17 protein-coding genes are annotated in these 20,501 nt (G+C 52.8%); 12 read left to right on the top strand and 5 right to left on the bottom strand.

Translation table 11 applies throughout. The features are described 5' to 3' along the window. Positions 1-72: 72 nt before the first annotated feature. The gene (locus tag F7P81_RS01915; RefSeq protein ID WP_151158337.1) at positions 73-1,650 is read right to left on the bottom strand and encodes an EAL domain-containing protein; all 1,578 of its coding nucleotides are present in this window, start codon (positions 1,648-1,650) and stop codon (positions 73-75) included. Positions 1,651-2,328: 678 nt separating this feature from the next. Between F7P81_RS01915 and ureB the strand changes: the two genes are divergently transcribed. The 5 genes from ureB to F7P81_RS01890 all read left to right on the top strand — a co-directional run bounded on the left by ureB (position 2,329) and on the right by F7P81_RS01890 (position 9,131). Continuing rightward, entirely contained in the window at positions 2,329-3,090 is a 762-nt protein-coding gene (ureB, locus tag F7P81_RS01910; RefSeq protein ID WP_151158335.1) for an urease subunit beta, read from the top strand. 90 nt (positions 3,091-3,180) lie between these two features. Further along, entirely contained in the window at positions 3,181-4,896 is a 1,716-nt protein-coding gene (gene ureC, locus F7P81_RS01905) for an urease subunit alpha (protein ID WP_151158333.1), read from the top strand. A gap of 213 nt (positions 4,897-5,109) precedes the next feature. Continuing rightward, positions 5,110-5,802: an alpha/beta hydrolase gene (locus F7P81_RS01900; RefSeq protein ID WP_151158331.1), complete on the top strand. Its 693-nt coding sequence runs from the start codon at positions 5,110-5,112 to the stop codon at positions 5,800-5,802. A gap of 376 nt (positions 5,803-6,178) precedes the next feature. After that, positions 6,179-7,468 (top strand): NCS2 family permease, encoded by a 1,290-nt coding sequence (locus F7P81_RS01895; RefSeq protein ID WP_075654458.1) that lies wholly within the window; start codon positions 6,179-6,181, stop codon positions 7,466-7,468. A 271-nt stretch (positions 7,469-7,739) separates the two neighbouring features. Next, on the top strand, positions 7,740-9,131 hold the full coding sequence (locus F7P81_RS01890) for an MATE family efflux transporter (RefSeq protein WP_075654794.1): 1,392 nt from the start codon (positions 7,740-7,742) through the stop codon (positions 9,129-9,131). Between the two features lie 59 nt (positions 9,132-9,190). Here the strand turns inward: F7P81_RS01890 and F7P81_RS01885 are convergent, their stop codons facing one another. Both F7P81_RS01885 and F7P81_RS01880 read right to left on the bottom strand, forming a co-directional pair. Continuing rightward, the gene (locus tag F7P81_RS01885; RefSeq protein ID WP_151158329.1) at positions 9,191-9,880 is read right to left on the bottom strand and encodes a hydrolase; all 690 of its coding nucleotides are present in this window, start codon (positions 9,878-9,880) and stop codon (positions 9,191-9,193) included. A 109-nt stretch (positions 9,881-9,989) separates the two neighbouring features. Then, complete coding sequence (locus F7P81_RS01880) at positions 9,990-10,871, bottom strand: pirin family protein (protein WP_151158327.1); 882 nt, start codon at positions 10,869-10,871, stop codon at positions 9,990-9,992. A gap of 166 nt (positions 10,872-11,037) precedes the next feature. On the opposite strand from F7P81_RS01880, the gene F7P81_RS01875 reads away from it, so the two are divergent. Beyond that, positions 11,038-11,964 carry a LysR family transcriptional regulator gene (locus F7P81_RS01875; RefSeq protein ID WP_022711182.1) on the top strand — a complete coding sequence of 309 codons (927 nt, stop codon included), beginning with the start codon at positions 11,038-11,040 and terminating at the stop codon, positions 11,962-11,964. Positions 11,965-12,007: 43 nt separating this feature from the next. Here F7P81_RS01875 and F7P81_RS01870 read toward each other — a convergent pair whose 3' ends face one another. Beyond that, a complete protein-coding gene (locus F7P81_RS01870) occupies positions 12,008-14,329 on the bottom strand; it encodes a heavy metal translocating P-type ATPase (protein ID WP_151158325.1) in 2,322 nt (773 codons plus the stop codon). Between the two features lie 75 nt (positions 14,330-14,404). On the opposite strand from F7P81_RS01870, the gene F7P81_RS01865 reads away from it, so the two are divergent. Continuing rightward, positions 14,405-14,854: a MerR family transcriptional regulator gene (locus tag F7P81_RS01865; RefSeq protein WP_075654461.1), complete on the top strand. Its 450-nt coding sequence runs from the start codon at positions 14,405-14,407 to the stop codon at positions 14,852-14,854. Positions 14,855-14,879: 25 nt separating this feature from the next. Further along, entirely contained in the window at positions 14,880-15,227 is a 348-nt protein-coding gene (locus tag F7P81_RS01860; protein WP_151158322.1) for an ArsC family reductase, read from the top strand. Positions 15,228-15,254: 27 nt separating this feature from the next. Here F7P81_RS01860 and F7P81_RS01855 read toward each other — a convergent pair whose 3' ends face one another. Then, positions 15,255-16,274: a polysaccharide deacetylase family protein gene (locus tag F7P81_RS01855; RefSeq protein ID WP_151158321.1), complete on the bottom strand. Its 1,020-nt coding sequence runs from the start codon at positions 16,272-16,274 to the stop codon at positions 15,255-15,257. Positions 16,275-16,579: 305 nt separating this feature from the next. Here F7P81_RS01855 and F7P81_RS01850 point away from each other — a divergent pair, with 305 nt between their 5' ends. The 4 genes from F7P81_RS01850 (at position 16,580) to F7P81_RS01835 (ending at position 20,481) form a co-directional block, all read left to right on the top strand. After that, complete coding sequence (locus tag F7P81_RS01850; RefSeq protein ID WP_151158319.1) at positions 16,580-17,251, top strand: tetratricopeptide repeat protein; 672 nt, start codon at positions 16,580-16,582, stop codon at positions 17,249-17,251. 59 nt (positions 17,252-17,310) lie between these two features. Next, entirely contained in the window at positions 17,311-18,750 is a 1,440-nt protein-coding gene (der, locus tag F7P81_RS01845) for a ribosome biogenesis GTPase Der (protein ID WP_151158317.1), read from the top strand. Positions 18,751-18,836: 86 nt separating this feature from the next. Further along, entirely contained in the window at positions 18,837-19,418 is a 582-nt protein-coding gene (locus F7P81_RS01840; RefSeq protein WP_151158314.1) for a histidine phosphatase family protein, read from the top strand. 100 nt (positions 19,419-19,518) lie between these two features. Next, positions 19,519-20,481, top strand: coding sequence for an L-threonylcarbamoyladenylate synthase (locus tag F7P81_RS01835; protein WP_151158312.1), 963 nt, complete (start codon positions 19,519-19,521; stop codon positions 20,479-20,481). Positions 20,482-20,501 lie beyond the last annotated feature (20 nt).

Genomic DNA, 20,501 nt, shown 5'->3' with positions numbered 1-20,501 from the left:
GGGCGAATGTCAGAGGGATGGTATCTTTTTGGCAACGCTCAATTCTGCGCAGGGTAGGGAGCTGCAGAGCGGTTACTTGCCACGTTTCGGTTTCTGTCCCGATAAATGCTGGCACATATGGGACTGGAAAACAGTAATCGGCTGAGGCTTGGAGAAATAAAAGCCCTGAAGATACTGGACGCCTCTCTCTTGAAGATAATCGGCCTGCTGGCGTGTCTCGATACCTTCTGCAATGATCCGAAGCCCCAGTTGCTGTGACAGATCAATAATGCTCTGCAAAACATGGCGGGAGAAGTCATTGCTGCCAATGCCGGTAATAAAGCTACGGTCAATCTTGAGCAGATCCGCCTGAAACTCTTTCAGATAATTGAGATTGGAGTGGCCGACGCCAAAATCGTCCAGTGCGATCAGAATTCCGGCCTGACGCAACGTATGGATTTGCTGTAACAGTTCCGGCGTTGGCTCTATTGCTTCACGTTCGGTCAGTTCCAGCATCAGCCGTATCTTGTTTTGCGAAAATTGGCTCAGGAAATAGTGACAGCTTTTGATCAATTCAGGATCGGCCAGATAAACGGCGGAAACATTGATACTGATATGGAAACCGTCAGGAAGCTGTTTCTCCAGCAGTCTAAATTCCTCCGCAACGCGCCGGATCAGGGCTGCCGTCATCGGAATAATCAGTCCGGAACGCTCCATAAAAGGAATAAAACTGTTTGGCAGGATCATGCCTTCAAGCGGATGATCCCAGCGGGTCAGCACTTCCGCACCAACCCATTCATGGGTGTCGCTCCGCACAATTGCCTGATAATAAGGGATAAATTCATGGTTGCGGATGGCGCGCTTGGCCTCAGCAGTCATGTTGCGGGCATTGACCGTCATCCGGTTTGTTGCAAATGCACTCAGCCCGCCAAGAATGACGAGCAGGATGATAAGCGGCAGATGGCGGGATAAAATATAGTCCCGTAATGCGCCGCTGTGAAAACCGGTCTCAACCGAAAACGGATATTTATCGGAGCGGTCGCGGATCAGAATGCTGTTGCTGGTTCCTGCAGATATGTTGCGGACTTTGCCGTCCTGCTCAAGCCGGTAAGAACCGATAATCAGCGTTGTTGCCGGTGTCATCTCATGGCTGTTGAGCAGCTGAATAATATGCAGGCCGTCAATACCGGCCAGAATAGATGACGTGCCGTTTTTCCACCGGTAGAGTAAAATTGCACGGTCAGGAGAAACTCTGTTTCCGGCGATTAAGGCCAGACGGTCATCATAAAAATGGGCGCTTGTTACAGGCAGGCGCGTGTCACCGTAAATGGTGCTGCAGGTTATTGTATCATTTTTGATAACTGCCAGCGATCTGACAAAAGATGCCGTGGTGGCTTTGATACGCAGTGTTTCGACAATTTCGGAGCAGGGTTTTTCAATCAGAGGTGCAGCGTCTTCAGTTACTTTTCTTGCATTGTCGAGAATATCATCAACATGTTCAATAACGGCACGGCTGGCTGACTGGGCTCTTTCCTGTAAAGTATTGCCGGATTGCCAATATAAAATCGGCAGTCCCAGAAGTATAGGCGTGAAAAAAGCCAGCAAAACGACAATAATATGCCGTGCTGTATAATTGCTTTTTCCGAGCTTAAACTGACGATGCCAAATCACTGCAAAGGCTTTCGTATTTATCTGCCTTTCCTCCCATACAGGGAAAGACTTAGGATTCAGTGTAAAATTTCATTTTTAGGTTTAATAAAACAACATTTCTCTTTGTGTTTAGCTGTATTTTTTAACCGTGCAGAGCGCAGCAATGTCCCCTTGACTTCGGTTTATACTGCTGTCTTTATCGGGCTTGCGATGACTCAGATTTACCAATCCGCATCGCAGTTTTTTCTTCATACAGAACTGAAATGACAGGGCCGAGATTGCTGACTTTTTTTGTCGTTAATCACATGATGGAACATTTCTCAGGACTTAATGTCGGCTAGTTTCAGCCGCTGCGAAGTGCTGATGCCCTTTCTGTATTGCTAATCCATATCATCCGAAATTCACCGGCATAGCCGATGCTGCTTACGGGCGTATTGCGCCCATTAATCATCGCTATGAGTATAATCACCGTCATGACTATAGGCGGTGGTAATGCCGTGTAATCTGCAACTCTTCCTGTTCTGCAGGACGCGTTGTGATGTCATTGATATTGGTCAGTGCAAAGCGCATCAGCTGTGTTTTCTCGCAGCACATCCATTCTTCACACAGGCTCCTTGAAATTCATAGCGGCTTGCCGAGGAGTTGGCACGCCTTGCGATTTGCTGCGCCTGTGTTTCCCCGAAAATAAAGGAGACACCATTGCATCTTACACCTCATGAAACCGACAAGCTGATGCTTGTAACCACCGGCCAATTGGCACAGCGCCGTCTCGCACGCGGGTTGCGTCTCAATTATCCGGAAGCCATTGCCCTGATCTCGCTGGTCATGCTGGAGCTGATCCGCGACGGTCAGCACTCAGTCGCTGAGCTGATGCGCCTCGGCAGCACCATTCTCGGCAAGCGTGAAGTCATGTCCGGCGTGGCCGAGATGATTGAAGATGTGCAGATTGAAGGCACATTTAAAGACGGCACCAAACTGGTTGCCGTGCGCACGCCGGTCAGTGCCGACAAGGGCGATATGAAACTGGCGCTCTATGGTAGCTTTCTGCCGGTTCCGGAGAAAATGCAGGATGATGAAGAGATCGGTATTGCCGGTCAGGTCATCTGTGCAGAGGGCGATATTGCGCTCAATGAAGGGCGTGAAACTGTCACGATCAGCGTCACCAATACCGACAGTCGTCCGGTGCAAATCGGCAGCCATTTCAATTTTGTTGAAACCAATCCGCGTCTGAAATTCAACCGTGAAGCAGCCTATGGCAAGCGTCTGGATATTCCGGCGGGACTGGCTGTGCGCTTTGAACCGGGTGAAACCAAAGAGGTCACACTGGTGGCAATCTCCGGCAATCAGATCATCCGCGGCGGTAATAATCTGGTCGATGGTGCAGTGGACGCAGAGAATAAAGCGCGCACGCTTTCCCGCGTGAATGAGCGTGCTTTTGCCGACAGCCGCAGTGCTGAATGAGCGCTTTTATCACAGATTTTACGCAACAATTTAAGCTTGCAGAGTGCCGGATATATGCATCACGCCGCGCTCTGCCGATAAGGATAAAACATGGTCTATAAAATAACCCGCGCAGATTACGCCAAGTTTTTCGGCCCGACCAAGGGTGACACAGTTCGTCCGGGCGATACCAATCTCTATGCGGAAGTCGAACATGATTACACCGTCTATGGTGACGAGTGCATCTTCGGTTCCGGCAAGGTCATCCGCGATGGTATGGGGCAGGCAACCGGCATCAGCAGTGACAAGGCACTGGATTGTATCATCACCAATGCGCTGATCATTGATTATACCGGCATCGTCAAAGCAGATATCGGCATCAAGGATGGTAAAATCGCCGGTATCGGCAAAGCCGGTAATCCCGACATCATGGCCGGTGTGCATCCAGATCTGGTGATCGGGGTGAATACAGAAGTGATTTCGGGGGAGGGCTGTATCGTCACCGCCGGTGGTATTGATACACATTTCCATTATATCACGCCGTCACAGCCAATTACTTCGATTGCCAGCGGACTGACTACCGTACTCGGCGGCGGTACTGGCCCTGCCACAGGTTCGATGGCGACCACCTGCACACCGAACCCGAATTATCTGCATCATATGATGCAGGCGACCGATGATCTGCCGCTCAATGTGATCTTTACCGGTCGTGGCAGCTCATCCCGTCCTGAAGGTATGCGTGAACAGGTTCTGGCTGGTGCGGCTGGTCTGAAATTGCATGAGGACTGGGGCACAACACCGGCAGCTATTGCAACCTGTATGGATATAGCCGACGAATATGACATTCAGGTCACCATTCATATGGATTCCGTCAATGAAAGCTGCACGGTGGAAGATTCCATCAAGGCTTTCGGTGGTCGCTCTATCCATGCCTATCATGCGGAAGGTGCAGGCGGCGGTCATGCGCCTGATCTGATGCGCATCTGTGCGGAAGCCAATGTGCTGACCAGCTCCACCACGCCGACACTGCCTTACACCGTGAATACGGTGGAAGAGCATCTCGATATGCTGATGGTTTGCCATCATCTGGATAAGAATATTCCGGAAGATGTGGCTTTTGCAGCCAGCCGTATCCGTGCCAATACGATTGCTGCCGAAGGCGTGCTGCATGATATCGGCGCGATTTCCATGATGACCTCAGACAGTCAGGCGATGGGGCGCGGTGGAGAAGTGATTATGCGGACATGGCAGGTCGCCGATCAGATGAAGGCGCAGCGCGGAAACCTGCCGCAGGATGGTGCGGGAAATGATAATTTCCGTATCAAGCGCTATATCGCCAAATATACCATCAATCCGGCAATTGCCCATGGTATCAGCCATCTCATCGGGTCAGTTGAGACAGGCAAAGTCGCGGATCTGGTATTGTGGAAACCGGCATTCTTCGGCCAGCGTCCTGAACTGGTGATGAAAAGCGGTTTCATTGCCTATGCGCAGATCGGCGATGCCAATGCATCAATCCCGACACCGCAGCCGGTGATTATGCGCCCGATGTTTGGTGCTTTGTCTTCCGGTATCGGCAAAACATCAATTCTGTTCGTCAGTCAGGCATCGGTCAATGACGGCAATGTGCTGAATCTTGGCCTGAACAAGCGCATCGAACCGGTTGTTAAATGCCGTGGTCTGACCAAGGCTGACATGAAGCTCAATGATGCATTGCCGAAAATCACGGTTGATCCGAAGACGTATAAAGTCAGTGTTGACGGTGCAGAGGTCGGGGCAGAGCCGGTTTCTGTCGTGCCGCTCGCGCAGCGTTACAACCTGTTCTGATTGTTATTAAAGACAGTACGCCGTGTAGCAATATGCGGCGTGCTGCTACGAAAAATATTGAATATCCGGTTGCCGGATAAAACAGGCGCTCTAATTACGAGGCACTGTCGTTACAGCAATATCGTATCATTCTAAAATAATAATATTCCTTATTCTGTAACGCATCAAAAGACAGCACATCTTTCAGGATTATCACTGCAAAAGGAGATAGCTATGGGTAGTCAGCTGACAATTGTATTGGTGCACGGGTTTTGGGGCGGTGCCGCCCATTGGAGCAAAGTTATTCTCGAATTATCCCGTAAAGGATATGGCAAAATCCGTGCCGTGGAAATGCCGCTGACATCTCTGGCGGATGATGCGGAACGCACCCGCAAAATGGTTAAACAGCAGGAAGGCAAAGTTTTGCTGGTCGGCCATTCCTATGGCGGCGCGGTTATTACCGAGATGGGCAATCTGCCAAATGTTGCCGGACTGGTCTATATTGCGGCCTTCGCACCGGATGCAGGGGAAAGCCCTGGTGGTATCAGTCAGGCAAATCCGCCCGCAGCCATTGCCAATCTGGCTCCGGACAGTGACGGCTATCTCTGGATTAATTATGACAAATACCATGAAAGCTTCTGTCAGGATATGAGCGCGGACGAAGCGCTGGTAATGGCTGTAGCGCAGAAGGCGCCGATTGCCACGACATTCGGTGATCATGTGACCGACCCTGCATGGAAACATAAGCCGGTCTGGTATCAGCTTTCAACGCAGGATCACATGATCCATCCGGCCAATCAGAAACATATGGCTGAACGGATGAAGCCGCGTAAACTGATTGAGCTGGATGCAAGCCATGCTTCACTGGCTTCCCGCGCGGCAGAGGTTGCAAATCTGATTGATGAGGCTGCAAAAGCGCTCGGCTAAAGCTGTTTCTATATTGATCTTACCTGATCGCCGCTATGATGCGGCCTATTAAAACGGAGTGTGTCGCAGTGTTCACGCGCGACACATTCCGGCTTTGAACCGGCATATCATCACGATTGTCAGCCTTTTTTACCTGCGAGATTCCGGTGCATAAAGCCTGCACTGCGGAGTGCCGGAGAGTGCTGTGCATTTACGCGACCGGCTATTCATGATAATGGCGAAAATGTGGCATTGTTTTATCCCGCCGGATCAGGCGCTATAAAACAGGTCGTCTCCCGTGGACTGCAGCAGGTTTTGCTATCAGGATTTTGCGAGGAGGCCATTCATCTGCAAGACGTCAGAATGCTTTCTTACCAAAGACTGACAGGGAGCTACCATGCTGGAAAAGCTTTTCAAATTACAGGAACATAAGACCAATGTGCGCACAGAAGTGCTCGCCGGTCTGACAACGTTCCTGACAATGTCCTATATCATTTTTGTTAATCCGGACATTCTGTCCTCGACCGGCATGGATCGTAATGCGATCTTTGTCGCGACCTGTCTTGCCGCAGCGCTTGGCTCTATTGTGATGGCATTTGTTGCCAACTGGCCGATCGGTATGGCACCGGGCATGGGTCTGAATGCGTTTTTCGCTTTCACCGTTGTCGGTATTATGGGCTTCACATGGCAGCAGGCTCTGGGCGCTGTCTTTATCTCCGGTGTGATTTTCTTCATCCTCACCATTTCCGGCATCCGTAGCTGGCTGGTTGACGGTATTCCGAAATCCCTGCGCAGTGCGATTGCTGTCGGTATCGGCATGTTCCTTGCGCTGGTCGGTATGAAAAGCTCCGGCATTATTGTCGGCAGCGAAGCAACTTTCATCACCCTTGGCGACCTGACCAAAACCGGTCCGTTGCTGGCGATCTTCGGCTTCTTCGTGATGGCCGTTCTGGATGCGCTGAAAGTGCGCGGCGCAATTCTGATTGGTATTCTTGTAGTAACTGTTCTGTCGATCATGCTCGGTGTAAGCCAGTTTCAGGGCGTGTTCTCAGCGCCGCCAAGCCTGATGCCGACATTTATGCAGCTCGATATTATGGGCGCTCTGCATGTGGGCTTCCTGCAGGTTATTCTGGTTTTCGTTCTGGTTGAAGTGTTTGACGCCACCGGTACACTGATCGGCGTGAGCAAGCGTGCAGGTCTTATTCCTGAAGGCAAGCCGAACCGTCTGAACCGCGCTTTGTTTGCAGACAGCACTGCCATCATCGGCGGCTCACTGATCGGTACCAGCTCGACAACCGCTTATGTTGAAAGCGCTTCAGGCGTTCAGGCCGGTGGCCGTACAGGTTTGACAGCACTGGTTATCGCTCTTCTGTTCCTTGCTGCCTTGTTCATTTCACCTCTGGCCGGATCCGTTCCTGCCTATGCAACAGCGCCGGCGCTGATCTATGTCGCCTGTCTGATGATGCGTGAAATGTCTGAAATCGAATGGGACGATGTAACGGAAGCTGCACCAGCCGCTCTGACAGCTCTGGGCATTCCGTTCACCTATTCGATTGCCAATGGTCTGGCCTTCGGCTTCATCAGCTATGTTGTGCTCAAGGCCGGTTCGGGTAAATGGCGGGTTATTCATCCGGCAACATGGATTGTTGCGGCACTGTTTGTGATCCGCTTTGCCTATGTGCATTAAAGCATAGTAATCCTGATTGTTACTATGTTGAGCCGCAGCGCTGGAAAGCTCTGCGGCTCAACACATTTGATTGTTCTTTCAGATCGCTCTCGATCTTCATGAACCGGCATGATACAGCATGGTTCTCAATGTTAAGCGCCGGTTTCTTTGTCCGGAAATTGCTTGCGAATATACCATAACAAAATGAGCGTATTTTCCTGAGGCAGTCAGGCCGGAAAATGCTTTGAAAACCCGGCCTGTGCCGGAAAAAGCTGTCGGGAGGCGGCTGAACATGACTGCAATTACGCAGACAAATACAGGTAATCGCTGGGGGCGGGAGGTCATTTCGTCCTTTAAACTTGGCTGGCCGCTGATTTTTACGAATCTTTCGCAGGCAGCGCTGACAGCAACGGATGTCATTCTGATCGGGCGTCTCGGCGCCGATACGCTGGCTGCTGCCGTGCTGACGACCAGCTTTTATCATTCGATGATGATCTTCTGCATGGGGCTGGTTTCCGCCACGCTGCCGATGATGGCGATGGCGCTTGGCCGCAACCGCCATTCCGTGCGCGATGTGCGCCGCACTGTGCGTCAGGGATTCTGGACAGCGATTATTATCTGCATTCCGTTCTGGGTGCTGCTATGGAATGCGGAATCCGTGTTCTTGTTTATGGGGCAGCGGCCGGATATTGCCGCGCATTCCGTGCAGATGATGCATACGCTGCAATGGGCGATGCTGCCTTATCTCGGCTATATCGGTCTGCGTTCATTTCTGGCGGCGATGGAGCGTCCGCTCTGGACATTGCTGATTGCGGCTTTTGCTATCGTGTTCAATGCGATTGCTGCCTATAGCCTGATTTTCGGTAAATTCGGCATGCCGGAAATGGGGCTGCGCGGTGCCGGTATTGCGACCACAGCTTCCAGTTGGATGATGTTCTTTGGTCTGGTTGTCGTTGTCTGCACTCATAAGAAGTTCCGCCGCTACCGTTTGTTCGGCCGCTTCTGGCGTCCTGACTGGCCGCGTTTTCTTGAATTGTGGCGCATCGGCTTGCCTATGGCGCTGACCTTTGCCTTTGAAACCACGATCTTCTATGCGGCTGTGCTGATGATGGGTAAAATCAGCCCGACGTCACTGGCTGCGCATGCGGTAGCGATGCAGATTGCTTCCTTAAGCTTTATGGTGCCACTCGGCTTCGGACAGGTGGCGACGGTGCGTGTTGGTCGTGCCTATGGCGCGGGTAATCGTGAGGCCGTGGCCTATGCAGGCTGGAGTGCCTATGCTTTGGGGGTCGGCTTCATGGGCGTGATGGGCCTGCTGATGATCCTGATGCCGAAGGTGTTTATCAGTGCGTTTCTGGATATTCGTGACCCGGCCAATGCGGAAGTGATCCGGCTTTGCATATCATTTCTGGCTTTTGCGGCACTGTTCCAGATTGTTGACGGTGCACAGGCGGTGGCAGCGGGTATGTTGCGTGGTTTGCGTGATACACGCATTCCGATGTTTCTGGCGCTGCTCGGCTATTGGGGCGTCGGCTTACCACTTGGCGCACTGCTCGCCTTTACCTTCAACTTTGAGGGGATCGGCGTGTGGATCGGTCTGGCGACGGGACTTGCAATTGTCGCGGTGCTGATGACACAGCGCTGGATGCGCCGCGACAGCCTCAGCAATGTGGTCTATGTCTGATAAAAAATGGCTGCGGAACAGATAAGTTCCGCAACCATTTTCATTTTTGTGACCGGAAATTATTTCCGCATTGAATCCAGTGTTTCGTGATTTTTCTCGACTTCCTGCGCCTTCATATAGCTTTCAATCAGAAGCTGGTAAGGCGGGAAAATCAGGGTATAGACTTTGGCCCATTCCGCCGCATCATCACGGTTCCAGCTGCGTTGAATTTCTGACGCTACCGCTGCGGTATCCATTGGAATAACGCCGGCATGCGTCACCCGCGCCAGCGTAATTTCCTGAGCCATTTTGGAATAGGTGCCGGAAGCATCAACAACGGCAAAAACTTTATATCCGTCATAGACCGCTGAAATCGACGGAAAGGCCATGCAGACACTGGTAATTGTACCGGCAATAATCAGGGTCTTGCGGCCTGTTGCTTTGACAGCAGCAACGAAATCCGGATTATCCCATGCATTAATTTCGCCTTTGCGGGCAACATATTTGGCGTGAGGGGCATTCTCATGAATTTCCGGTATCAGCGGGCCGTTCGGCCCCTGCGGCACTGATGCAGTGGTGATAACCGGAATTTTAGCCAGTGTGGCGATTTTGGCCAATGCGGTTGCATGGGCGCGTAATTCCGTCATAGGCATATCGCCGACAGTTTGAAAAAGCCCGCTCTGGTGGTCAATCAGCAGCATGACAGAATCTTCCGGGTCGATAACCGGCCGCTGACCGTTAAAATTGGCAATGGTTGATGGAATATTCATTTCGACGTCTCCCTTGGATTAAATGTCAGGCTGAATCATTTCATCATCTGCCGGTCTCACGAAACTGGGGGGCAAGGTGAGACCGGCAGCGCATGGCCGGATAAACCGGTCATGAAAGGGGTATGTGTCCGAATTGGCCATTCTGAAAATCGCGGAGGGCGGAGCTGATTTCTTCCTTGCTGTTCATTACAAATGGCCCATGAATAACGACAGGCTCGTCAATTGGTTCCCCGCTGAGAACCAGAAAAGAGGCATTATTCTGCGCTTCTATCCAGACATCCGTGCCGTGGCGATCCAGCAAAACCAGCTGAGCCTCACCGGCCTGCTTGTCATTATTGATTGTCACTGAGCCGCTGAGCACGACCAGCATTGCCGTATGCCCGTTGGGGATAGTCAGGGTTGCAGTTGTGTTCTGCCGCATGCTGACATCCCATAAGTTGACGGGAGTGAAGGTACGGGCAGGGCCTTTGACCTTGTTATAAGCACCGGCAATAACGCGCAGGCTGCCTGCCTTATCCGGCAGGTCAACAACTGGTATCTCTGCACTCCGTAAGTTCTGATAGCCGGGTTCTGCATTTTTATCTTTCGCAGGCAGATTGACCCAGAGCTGAACCATTTGCAGCGTGCCACCCTGTTCAGTAAAGGCGCGCGAATGCAGTTCTTCATGCAGGATGCCTTTGGCTGCCGTCATCCATTGCACATCACTGGCACCGATCGTACCGCCCTTGCCGGTTGAATCCCGATGCTCGAGCTCGCCCTGATAGACAAGGGTAACCGTTTCAAAGCCGCGATGCGGATGAATGCCTATACCCCGCCGGTCACCGGAGGCATGACCGGCAGGGCTGAATTCTGCCGGACCTGCATAGTCAAGCAGAAGAAACGGGCTGACATGATCGCCATGGCTGGCATAGGAGAAGACTGAGCGGACCGGAAAGCCGTCGCCTACCCAATGCGGGCGGGGGCTGCTGTAAACACCTAATACCTTTCTCATTATCTGTCTCCTGTATTGCGCTGAATGACAGGAAGATATGAGCAGGACAAAAATAGCGGTAGTCCGTAAAAACGCACTACAATGTCTGAAATATGAGACAATACCGTAGCGGTTTAAAATAATACGGTTATATTCAAGGAAACAGACGACATGACAGGGAGTTTCCATGCAGGATCTGAATGATCTGAGATTTTTCGTGGTTGTGGTGGAGCAGGGCGGATTTGCTGCTGCGGCACGCAAGCTGAATATGCCGCGCTCCCGTCTGAGCCGCCGCATCGGTTTGCTGGAAGACAGTCTCGGTGTGCGGTTGATCCAGCGCACAACCCGTCATTTTGCGGTGACGGAAGTCGGGCATGAATATTACCGCCATTGTGTGGCTATGCTGGTTGAGGCGGAGGCTGCGCAGGAGGTGATTGACCGGATGCGCTCGGAACCGCAGGGTATCGTGCGGGTCAGCTGTCCGTCCTCGATGATTTACTTCCAGATCGGCGACATGATTGCCCGTTTCATGCAGGAAAATCCGAAAGTTGATGTGCTGCTGGAAAGCACCAACCGCCGCGTTGATGTGCTGCGGGAAGGTTTTGATCTGGCAATCCGCGTGCGTTTCCCGCCGCTTGATGACAGTGATCTGGTTATTCGTAAACTGGCAGAAAGCCCGCAACGCCTTGTCGCCAGCCCGTCGGTGATTGCTGAAATCAACCGGCCATTGGTGCCGGCTGATCTGGCTTCTTTACCAAGCATGGCATGGGATCCGCTGCGGGTGGATCATGAATGGTGTCTGGAGAAGGCGGATGGTGCAACCGCCAGAGTGCATCACAAACCGCGTCTGATAACGGAAGATATGGTGGCTCTGCGTATGGCCGCAATACATGGCGTCGGGGTCTGTCAGTTGCCGACAATGGTCATCCGCGATGATCTGCGTGAGGGGCGTCTGGTCGATGTGCTGCCGGAATGGGCACCGCGTACCGGCATACTCCATGCGGCGTTTCCGTCGCGGCGCGGCTTGCTGCCTTCTGTTCGCTCGCTGCTGGATTTTCTCGGCAATGAATATGCAAAAATCGCCCGTGAAGAAACGGATTACAGCCTGACATAAATAAAAAGGGCACCGGATGGTGCCCTGTTTTATATCGTGGAGATTATGGTTTCCAGCGCAGCAAGCGCATGGCATTGGCGGTTACCAGAACCGTGGCACCGGTATCGGCCAGAATGGCTGGCCACAGGCCGGTAATGCCGAGGATCGTGGTGATGAGGAACACCACCTTCAATCCAATGGCGAGCGTAATATTCTGCTTGATATTCGCCATGGTTGTTTTTGACAGGTCGATCATATTGGCAACGTCAGTCACGCGGCCATGCATGATCGCGGCATCGGCAGTTTCCAGTGCAACATCAGTGCCGCCGCCCATAGCAATACCGAGATCGGCTGCGGCCAGTGCCGGAGCATCATTGATGCCGTCACCGATTTTCGCAACCACCTGCTTATCGGCTTTCAGTTCACCGACCACGCGGCGCTTGTCTGCCGGCATCATTTCCGCATGGACTTCCATGCCGAGATCGCGGCCGATCGCTTCTGCCGTACGGCGGTTGTCACCGGTCAGCATGATGGTGCGGATACCCTGAGCCTGCAGCGCTTTGATACCCTGACGCGCATCTTCACGCGGCTCATCCCGCATGGCGATACCACCGGCAAGCTGGTCGCCGATCATTAGCAGCGAGACGGTCTTGCCCTGATCATTCATATCAGCGATGCGTTTTTGATCTGCATCGGAGATGCTGGTCTTGGCGGCGATAGCTTTCGGAGAAGCCAGCAGAATGGCTTTGCCGTCAACTGTACCGGATACGCCTTTACCACCAAGCGCCGCACCGTCATGTACCTGCGGCAGGGCCAGTTTCTTGTCTTCTGCAGCCTTAAGAATAGCAACGGCGAGCGGATGGCTTGAGCCCTGTTCCACAGCCGCCGCATAGCGCAGCACTTCTTCTTCCGAACTGCCAAAGGCGATAATGTCGGTAACAACAGGCTTGCCTTCTGTCAGCGTGCCGGTCTTGTCAAAGGCGGCTGCGGTTACATGACCGGCGCTTTCCAGAACTGCACCACCCTTCATCAGTAGACCACGGCGGGCACCGGACGAAAGACCGGCAGCAATCGCGGCAGGGGTGGAAATAACCAGAGCACAAGGACAGCCGATCAGCAGAATGGCCAGACCTTTATAGATCCATTCATTCCAGTCACCACCGGCAACAAGCGGCGGTATAATCGCCACCAGAGCAGCAAGGATCATCACCGCAGGTGTGTACCAGACCGAGAAACGGTCGATAAAACGCTCGGTCGGTGCTTTGGATTCCTGCGCTTCCTCAACCTGTGCGATAATACGGGCAATGGTGTTGTTCTGCGCCGTGGCAGTGACTTTAACCCGCAGGACAGCATCGGAATTGATGGTGCCTGCGAAAACCTTGTCGCCGACTTCTTTATTCTTAGGCGTGCTTTCACCTGTCACAGGGGCTTCATTGACCGCGCTGTTTCCGCTGATAATTTCACCATCGGCGGCAATACGGTCACCCGGACGCACCAGAATAACCGCACCAAGCGCGAGAGTGGATGCATCCTGCTCAATGATCTGACCGTCTTTTTCCACACGCGCGGTTTTTGGCACCAGATCGGCAAGGCCACGGATGGAGTTGCGGGCACGCCGTGCAGCCACACCTTCCAGAAGCTCACCGATCAGGAACAGGAAGACAACCATCGCGGCTTCTTCCACAGCACCGATAAACAGCGCGCCGACAGCGGCAACGGTCATCAGTGTTTCAATGGAAAACGGCGTGCCGAAACGGGCACCGGCCAGAGCGCGGCGGGCAATCGGCACTAGCCCCACCAGCATTGCAGCGGAGAAAATATAGATTTCATATTGCGGTACAAAATGGCCGAGAAGATAGGCCGCAACCAGTGCAGTACCGGCAGCAATGGTCAGTTTGGCTTTGCCCTGCTGCCACCACGGTTTGCTGTCTTCATCGGTGCCATGGTCATGCATATGCAGAGGTGAGGCCTCTTTGGCCTGCATTTGTTTCTGCTCGTGTGCATGACTGTGACTATGGGTTTTATGATCATGCGAGGCATGATCGTGATCGCTGTGGTCATGCCCAGCGTGATCATGATTGTCATGACTATGCTTGTGGTCATGACCGGAGCAGCAGGCATGTGCTTCGGTTTCCGGCTCTGCAACAGCAGCGCCTTGATTGGCACCCAGATAGCTGGATTTATAGCCGAGTTTTTTCAACTGGCCGGTAATGGCATCAGCTTCAACACCATTATGAGTTACAGTCATGGTGCCTTTGGTGACCGAAACATTGACATCGCTGATCTGTTTGCCAAGGCGGCGCACAGCGGTGTCAATTTTCATGGCGCAGGAGGCGCAATCCATGCCTTCGACGCGGAATTTATCCTGACGGACGGGACCGGACATCTCCAATTTCCTTTTCTCTTGCATCTTTTGAGAAAGACCCTAAATGCTCTAGTGGCTATAGGAGCAAGCGGAAAAATGGACAAAAAAGGTTATACGATTGGCAAAGTTGCGGCACGCAGCGGTGTTAAGGTGCCAACTATCCGTTTTTACGAGCAAATCGGGCTGATACGCGAGCCTGAACGCACCGAGAGTCAGCGACGGGAATATGGCGCGGAAGATATTAAGCGCCTGACTTTTATCCGTCATGCCCGTGATCTCGGCTTTGAAATCAATGATATCCGTGAATTACTGGCAATGACTGAGACGCCCAATGCGTCCTGTCACGAGGCAGATTCGATTGCGCGGCGTCATCTTGATGAGATTGAAGACCGGATTGAGCGCCTGTCAGCCTTGCGCGATGAATTACGCCGCATGGTGAGTGAATGTGATCACGGACGGGTTTGTGAATGCAGGGTGATCCAGATACTCGAAGATCACAGCCAATGCGGCCACGATCATGATCATCCGGCACAGACGCTGAAATAGCATTATCACTAAGAGAGGAATGGACGTGACTGTAACCATTTACGGAATTAAAAACTGTGACACGATGCGCAAGGCACAGGACTGGCTGAGCGCACAGAATATTGCCTTTGACTTTCATGATTATAAAAAGGTTGGTCTGGATCGTGCCAAGCTGGAAAACTGGTGCCAGACACTGGGCTGGGAAACGGTAATCAACCGCGCAGGGCAGACATTCCGTAAACTCGATGATGCACAGAAGCAGGATTTGACTGAAGCCAAGGCTATTGAACTGATGCTCGGCAATCTGTCGATGATTAAGCGTCCGGTGTTGGAAAAGGACGGCAAATTGCTGGCCGGTTTCAAACCGGAAATCTACGCGGAATTTTTCGCTTAAATCTTCAAACTGCCGTTCTCTGTTCTGTCAGAGAACGGTTTGTCTTTTATGCAGTTCCGGCTCCGCCAGATAATCCTGATAGCTGACGCAGCGCACATCCTGACGCTTACACACATCACGGGCAAAACGCTCCAGCGCATTCCAGTAAGCGCCGTTATTCATCAGCACAAAGTGGAAGCCCATTTGCAGCGGAATACGCTGGCCGTCATATTGTTTGTTGAACGCATTCATAAAGGCATCATAGCTGCGCTGCTCAAATTGCGCTGCCTGTTCCGGTTTCTCTTTGCCGCCCGAATGGCGCACATAGAGATTATAGTCCATGGCAATCACGGGTTTGCGGGCAGGGCCTTCCGGTATCAGCGGCAGGCCAAAACTTTTGAGACCTGCAAAATTCTTTGGCAATTCAGGCCCTGAGGTTACGCCGCTGGCCTGATAGGCAAAACCGCTTTCACGCAAAGCTGTCTGCACCGGCTTGTCATCGGAGAGATAGGGCGCACGAAAGCCGGTGATCTTGTTATAGACCAGATCTTTCCAGCCTTCCGGTTCGCCGTCAATTTTATTGGCGCTCCATGCATTGCCGACAATAGTGCGGAATGCCTGAATTTCCTGCGCCCATTCTTTTGTAGTCCAGCTCTTGCCGTCAAAATGGCCGCAACCGTGGCTGGCAATTTCATGACCTTCCAGATTGGCTTTCCACACCTGATCGAGACGGGTGGCAATTTCTGCTTTATCCTGTGCAAAGCCGACATTGGAGCGGCCTGCTTTCATACGCGGTGGCTGATATTGCGCGCGGTCTGCGCGCTCCAGATAAAAGACGCAGGAGAGAAAATAGGTGAAATGTGCACCGGTTTCCTGCCCCAATGCGCGGCTGCGCTGCCAGAGCTTGTTATCATGCGCGCCGTCAAAGGAGATAATCACCACCTGTTTCGGGCGGGTATCAGCCGGTTTTTCCTGTTGCTGAGGCGCTGCAGGCATATCGGGCATCGCCTGCGCAGCCGTGGCCAGACACAGAGAAACCGCAAAACCGGAAAGAAGAGACTGATACATGAAAACGAAAGCTCATTGCGAAATCGGAAGCGGATTGATTAGGTATGAAATGTGGCAAAGCACAGGCAGAGAGCGCTCTGCGTCTAAATGGATGCACAAAGATGCTCTGATCTCTTGATGCTGTGCCATTGATTTGAGCGCTAAGCAGCGCAAATTAAGGAATTATGCAGGAATTCGCAATCAGGACTACCATCTGTCGGCGATTCCGACTAAAAGCCGGATAGGTGTGTTAAGTCGCGGGCTGTGTATATAGTCCGTGCTCTTGATGCATATTCGATAATCTTGACAAGTTTCACAGGGTATTCATGACAGACGACAGCTTTATCCGCGAAGTCAACGAAGAGCTCCGCTCAGAACAGGTACGCGCTGTATGGCGGCGTTTTGGTCCGGTTTTGATCGGTGGCGCGGTAGCCGTTGTTATCGGTACAGCCGGTTATGTCGGTTATGAATATTGGCGTGAAAGCAAAGCGGCAGTGTCGGGCGATCAGTTCCTGACGGCGCTTGATCTGGCCGGTGAAAAGAAAACAGATGAAGCCCTGAGCGCTCTGAAGAAGCTGGAAACCGAAGGCGCAGGGTCTTATCCGGTTCTGGCACAGTTGCGCACAGCAACATTGCTTGAGCAGAAAAAAGACATGGCCGGTGCGGTCACTGCTTTTGATGCGGTTGCGGCAGACAGCAAGGCACCGGTTGCTCTGCGTGATGTTGCCAAGCTGCGGGCTGCCTATATTCTGGTGGATACCGGCTCTTATGAAGATGTTGCCAAACGTGCGGAAACACTGAGCGCGGATGGTAATCCGATGCGCGGTTCTGCCCGTGAAGTGCTGGGTCTGGCTGCTTATAAGGCAGGTCGTGCAGACGATGCGCGCAAACTGTTCCAGCAAAATGCGGATGACGCGGCAATTCCCGCCAATCTCCGCCAGCGTGCCAATACAATGCTTGACCTGATGCGCAGCACAGAGACTGCAGCAAAAGGCTGAAACACTCATTAGAGCGGGACGGTTCATGTGCCGCTCTATAATACGGAAAAATAAGCTGAATGAGCTTTACACTCGCAATTATCGGACGTCCGAATGTCGGCAAGTCCACACTGTTTAACCGCATTGTCGGGCGCAAACTGGCGCTGGTCGATGATACGCCGGGTGTTACCCGTGACCGTCGTATCCACGACGGCAAGCTCTATGATCTGCATTTCAAAGTGATCGACACTGCCGGTCTCGAAATTGCCGAAGCCGGTACGCTGGAGGGGCGTATGCGCGCGCAGACCGAAGCCGCGATTGACGAGGCTGATGCGGTTCTGTTCGTGATTGATGCCAAAGCCGGTCTGACGCCGACGGATATTGAATTCGCGCAGCTGGTACGCAAATTCAGCAAGCCGATTATTCTGGTTGCCAATAAGTCTGAAGCCCGCGGCGCTGATGCCGGTCTTTATGATGCCTATCGTTTGGGTCTGGGCGAGCCTTGCCCGATCTCCGCTGAACATGGTCAGGGTCTGCCTGATCTGCGCGATGCGATTGTGGAAGCGATCGGCAAAGAAAAAGCCTTCGCGGAAGAAAAAGCCGAAGAAGAATTTACGCAGGAAAAAATCGGCGCACTGGTTGGTGAAGACGTCAGCGATGAGGATGAGGAAATCATCCCTGAATATGACGCGACCAAGCCGCTGCGCATTGCCATTGTCGGACGCCCGAATGCCGGTAAGTCCACAATGATTAATACAATGCTCGGTCAGGATCGCCTGCTGACAGGCCCTGAAGCCGGTATTACCCGCGACTCGATTTCCGTTGAATGGGAATGGCGTGGCCGCGAAGTTAAGCTGTTCGATACTGCTGGTCTGCGCCGCAAAGCGCGCGTGCAGGAAAAGCTGGAAAAGCTCTCCGTTGCCGATGGCCTGCGTGCTATCCGTTTTGCGGAAGTGGTGATTATCGTTCTCGATGCGACCATTCCTTTTGAAAAGCAGGATTTGCAGATCATCGATCTGATTATCCGTGAAGGCCGTGCGCCGATTATCGCTTTCAATAAATGGGATCTGATCGAAGACCGTCAGGCATTGCTGGCTGATCTGCGTGAAAAGACCGAGCGTCTGCTGCCGCAGGTACGCGGCATCCGCGCTGTGCCGATTTCCGGTGAAACCGGCCACGGCATTGATAAGCTGATGGAAAATGTCGAGATGACGCACCGTATCTGGAATACGCGTATCTCCACAGGTCGTCTGAACCGCTGGCTTGAAGGTGTGATTACCCATCATCCGCCACCGGCAGTGGCTGGTCGTCGTCTTAAAGTGAAGTATATGACGCAGGTCAAGACACGCCCGCCGGGCTTCATGGTGTCTTGCTCGCGTCCTGATGTGATGCCGCAATCCTATGTGCGTTATCTCATCAATGGTCTGCGTGATACATTCGAAATGCCGGGCGTGCCAATCCGCCTGTCCTTGCGTACATCGGAAAATCCTTTTGCCGGACGGGCAAAGAAGAAACGCTGATGTCATCTTGATGATGTATTTTAAAATCCTGCCGGAAGTGTTCCGGCAGGATTTTTTATTGCCGGTAAAAGATTGGCAGGAATGCAATGCAGCTGATTTTTCTGAGCCATCCGCAGGTTGTTGTTGATCCGATTGTGCCGGTTGAGCGCTGGCATTTGTCACAAGCGGGCAGGGTTGCATTGCAACAGTTTCTCGAACGCAAAATCTGGCCGGTGCCGGATATGATCTGGAGCAGTAAGGAAACCAAGGCGCAGGAGACTGCTGCTTTATTGGGTGCGTATTTTAACAAGACTGTGCAGAGCCATAGTGCCTTGGGAGAAAATGGCCGCTCCGCAACGGGTTTCCTCCCTCCGGCAGAGTTTGAACAACTTGCTGACCAGTTCTTTGCTCAACGGCATCATTCCGTGCGCGGTTGGGAAAGAGCGGTGGATGCACAGGCGAGAATTTGCACGGCAGTTCGTGATATTATGGATGCTGCTGCCAAGGCTCAGCACAAGAACATTGTCATCTGTGGTCATGGGGCAACCGGCACATTGCTTTATTGTGCGCTGGTCGGATTGCCGGTTTCCCGCCGCTATGATCAACCTTCGCAGGGGCATTATTGGCACTATGATGACGGGGCAAAACAGATGCTGCATCATTGGCGAAACATCAATGATCGCAGCTGACAGGGATTACAGTCTTGCATCGCGTTTCATGGTTCTGTAGTCAGAGAACATGCAGGTCCTGACAGTGCTGCCAGCTTGCAAAAAATTGCAGGAGCGCGGCATGGCACAAATTATTTCTACTGACATTTCATCTCTTGAACTAGCTGCAAATGCGCTGGGCACAGGCAAACTTGTGGCTCTGCCGACCGAGACTGTCTACGGACTGGCCGCCGATGCCACCAATGGCAATGCGGTTGCCGGTATTTTCTCTGCCAAAGGCCGTCCGCATTTCAATCCGCTGATTGCGCATATGGCGACGCTTGCAATGGCCGAGCGCTATGTGGTGTTTGATGATCTGTCCCGTAAACTTGCGGAAAAATTCTGGCCGGGGCCGCTGACACTGGTGCTGCCGGTGCGTGATGGTGCGGAGATACATCCGCTGGTAACCGCCGGTCTCACAACACTGGCCATTCGTATGCCGCGCGGGTCGGTGCGTGAGATCATCGCCATGCTTGACCGCCCGCTGGCCGCGCCGAGTGCCAATAGTTCTGGGCGTATCAGCGCCACCTCGGCACAGGCGGTGCAGGATGATCTGGGTGCCAAACTCGATCTGATCGTTGATGGCGGTGCCTGTGTGGTGGGGTTGGAATCCACCATTGTTAAAATTGAAAATGGTCAGGCATTTCTGCTGCGTCCGGGTGGTTTGGCAGCGGAAGAGATTGAAGCCTTTCTCGCTCAGCCTTTGCATCGTCTGGATCAGCGTGCGGCCATTCAGGCACCGGGCATGATGGCGTCTCACTATGCGCCGGATGCAGCGATGCGGTTGAATATCTCTGAAGTGCGTGAAGGCGAGGCGCTGCTGGCTTTTGGCGCACAGCGAGCAAGTAGTGCTGATAAAGCCGTTGCGGTGCTGAATCTGAGCCCATCCGGTGACTTGCATGAAGCTGCCGTGCATTTGTTTGATTATATGAAAAAGCTGGATGCAGCGGGGGCGAAGACGATTGCCGTTGAGCCGGTGCCGCATCATGGTCTGGGTGAGGCAATTAATGATCGCTTAGCGCGCGCGGCTGCGCCGCGCGAATAACTGGTACTGGGCGGAAACAG

The sequence above is a fragment of the Pseudochrobactrum saccharolyticum genome (genome assembly GCF_008801715.1).
In the GTDB taxonomy this organism is placed as follows: Bacteria; Pseudomonadota; Alphaproteobacteria; order Rhizobiales; family Rhizobiaceae; genus Pseudochrobactrum; species Pseudochrobactrum saccharolyticum.
The sequence above is the reverse complement of the archived record's forward strand: the minus strand, read 5'-3'. Positions and strand labels throughout refer to the sequence as shown.

What these genes read in the sequence shown, in the direction of transcription:
- ureC (WP_151158333.1), top strand. Translation starts at nt 3,181, where the DNA reads ATGGTCTATAAAATAACCCGCGCAGATTACGCCAAGTTTTTCGGCCCG.
- F7P81_RS01900 (WP_151158331.1), top strand. Translation starts at nt 5,110, where the DNA reads ATGGGTAGTCAGCTGACAATTGTATTGGTGCACGGGTTTTGGGGCGGT.
- F7P81_RS01895 (WP_075654458.1), top strand. Translation starts at nt 6,179, where the DNA reads ATGCTGGAAAAGCTTTTCAAATTACAGGAACATAAGACCAATGTGCGC.
- F7P81_RS01890 (WP_075654794.1), top strand. Translation starts at nt 7,740, where the DNA reads ATGACTGCAATTACGCAGACAAATACAGGTAATCGCTGGGGGCGGGAG.
- F7P81_RS01885 (WP_151158329.1), bottom strand. Translation starts at nt 9,880, where the DNA reads ATGAATATTCCATCAACCATTGCCAATTTTAACGGTCAGCGGCCGGTT.
- F7P81_RS01880 (WP_151158327.1), bottom strand. Translation starts at nt 10,871, where the DNA reads ATGAGAAAGGTATTAGGTGTTTACAGCAGCCCCCGCCCGCATTGGGTA.
- F7P81_RS01875 (WP_022711182.1), top strand. Translation starts at nt 11,038, where the DNA reads ATGCAGGATCTGAATGATCTGAGATTTTTCGTGGTTGTGGTGGAGCAG.
- F7P81_RS01870 (WP_151158325.1), bottom strand. Translation starts at nt 14,329, where the DNA reads ATGTCCGGTCCCGTCCGTCAGGATAAATTCCGCGTCGAAGGCATGGAT.
- F7P81_RS01865 (WP_075654461.1), top strand. Translation starts at nt 14,405, where the DNA reads ATGGACAAAAAAGGTTATACGATTGGCAAAGTTGCGGCACGCAGCGGT.
- F7P81_RS01855 (WP_151158321.1), bottom strand. Translation starts at nt 16,274, where the DNA reads ATGTATCAGTCTCTTCTTTCCGGTTTTGCGGTTTCTCTGTGTCTGGCC.
- F7P81_RS01850 (WP_151158319.1), top strand. Translation starts at nt 16,580, where the DNA reads ATGACAGACGACAGCTTTATCCGCGAAGTCAACGAAGAGCTCCGCTCA.
- der (WP_151158317.1), top strand. Translation starts at nt 17,311, where the DNA reads ATGAGCTTTACACTCGCAATTATCGGACGTCCGAATGTCGGCAAGTCC.
- F7P81_RS01840 (WP_151158314.1), top strand. Translation starts at nt 18,837, where the DNA reads ATGCAGCTGATTTTTCTGAGCCATCCGCAGGTTGTTGTTGATCCGATT.
- F7P81_RS01835 (WP_151158312.1), top strand. Translation starts at nt 19,519, where the DNA reads ATGGCACAAATTATTTCTACTGACATTTCATCTCTTGAACTAGCTGCA.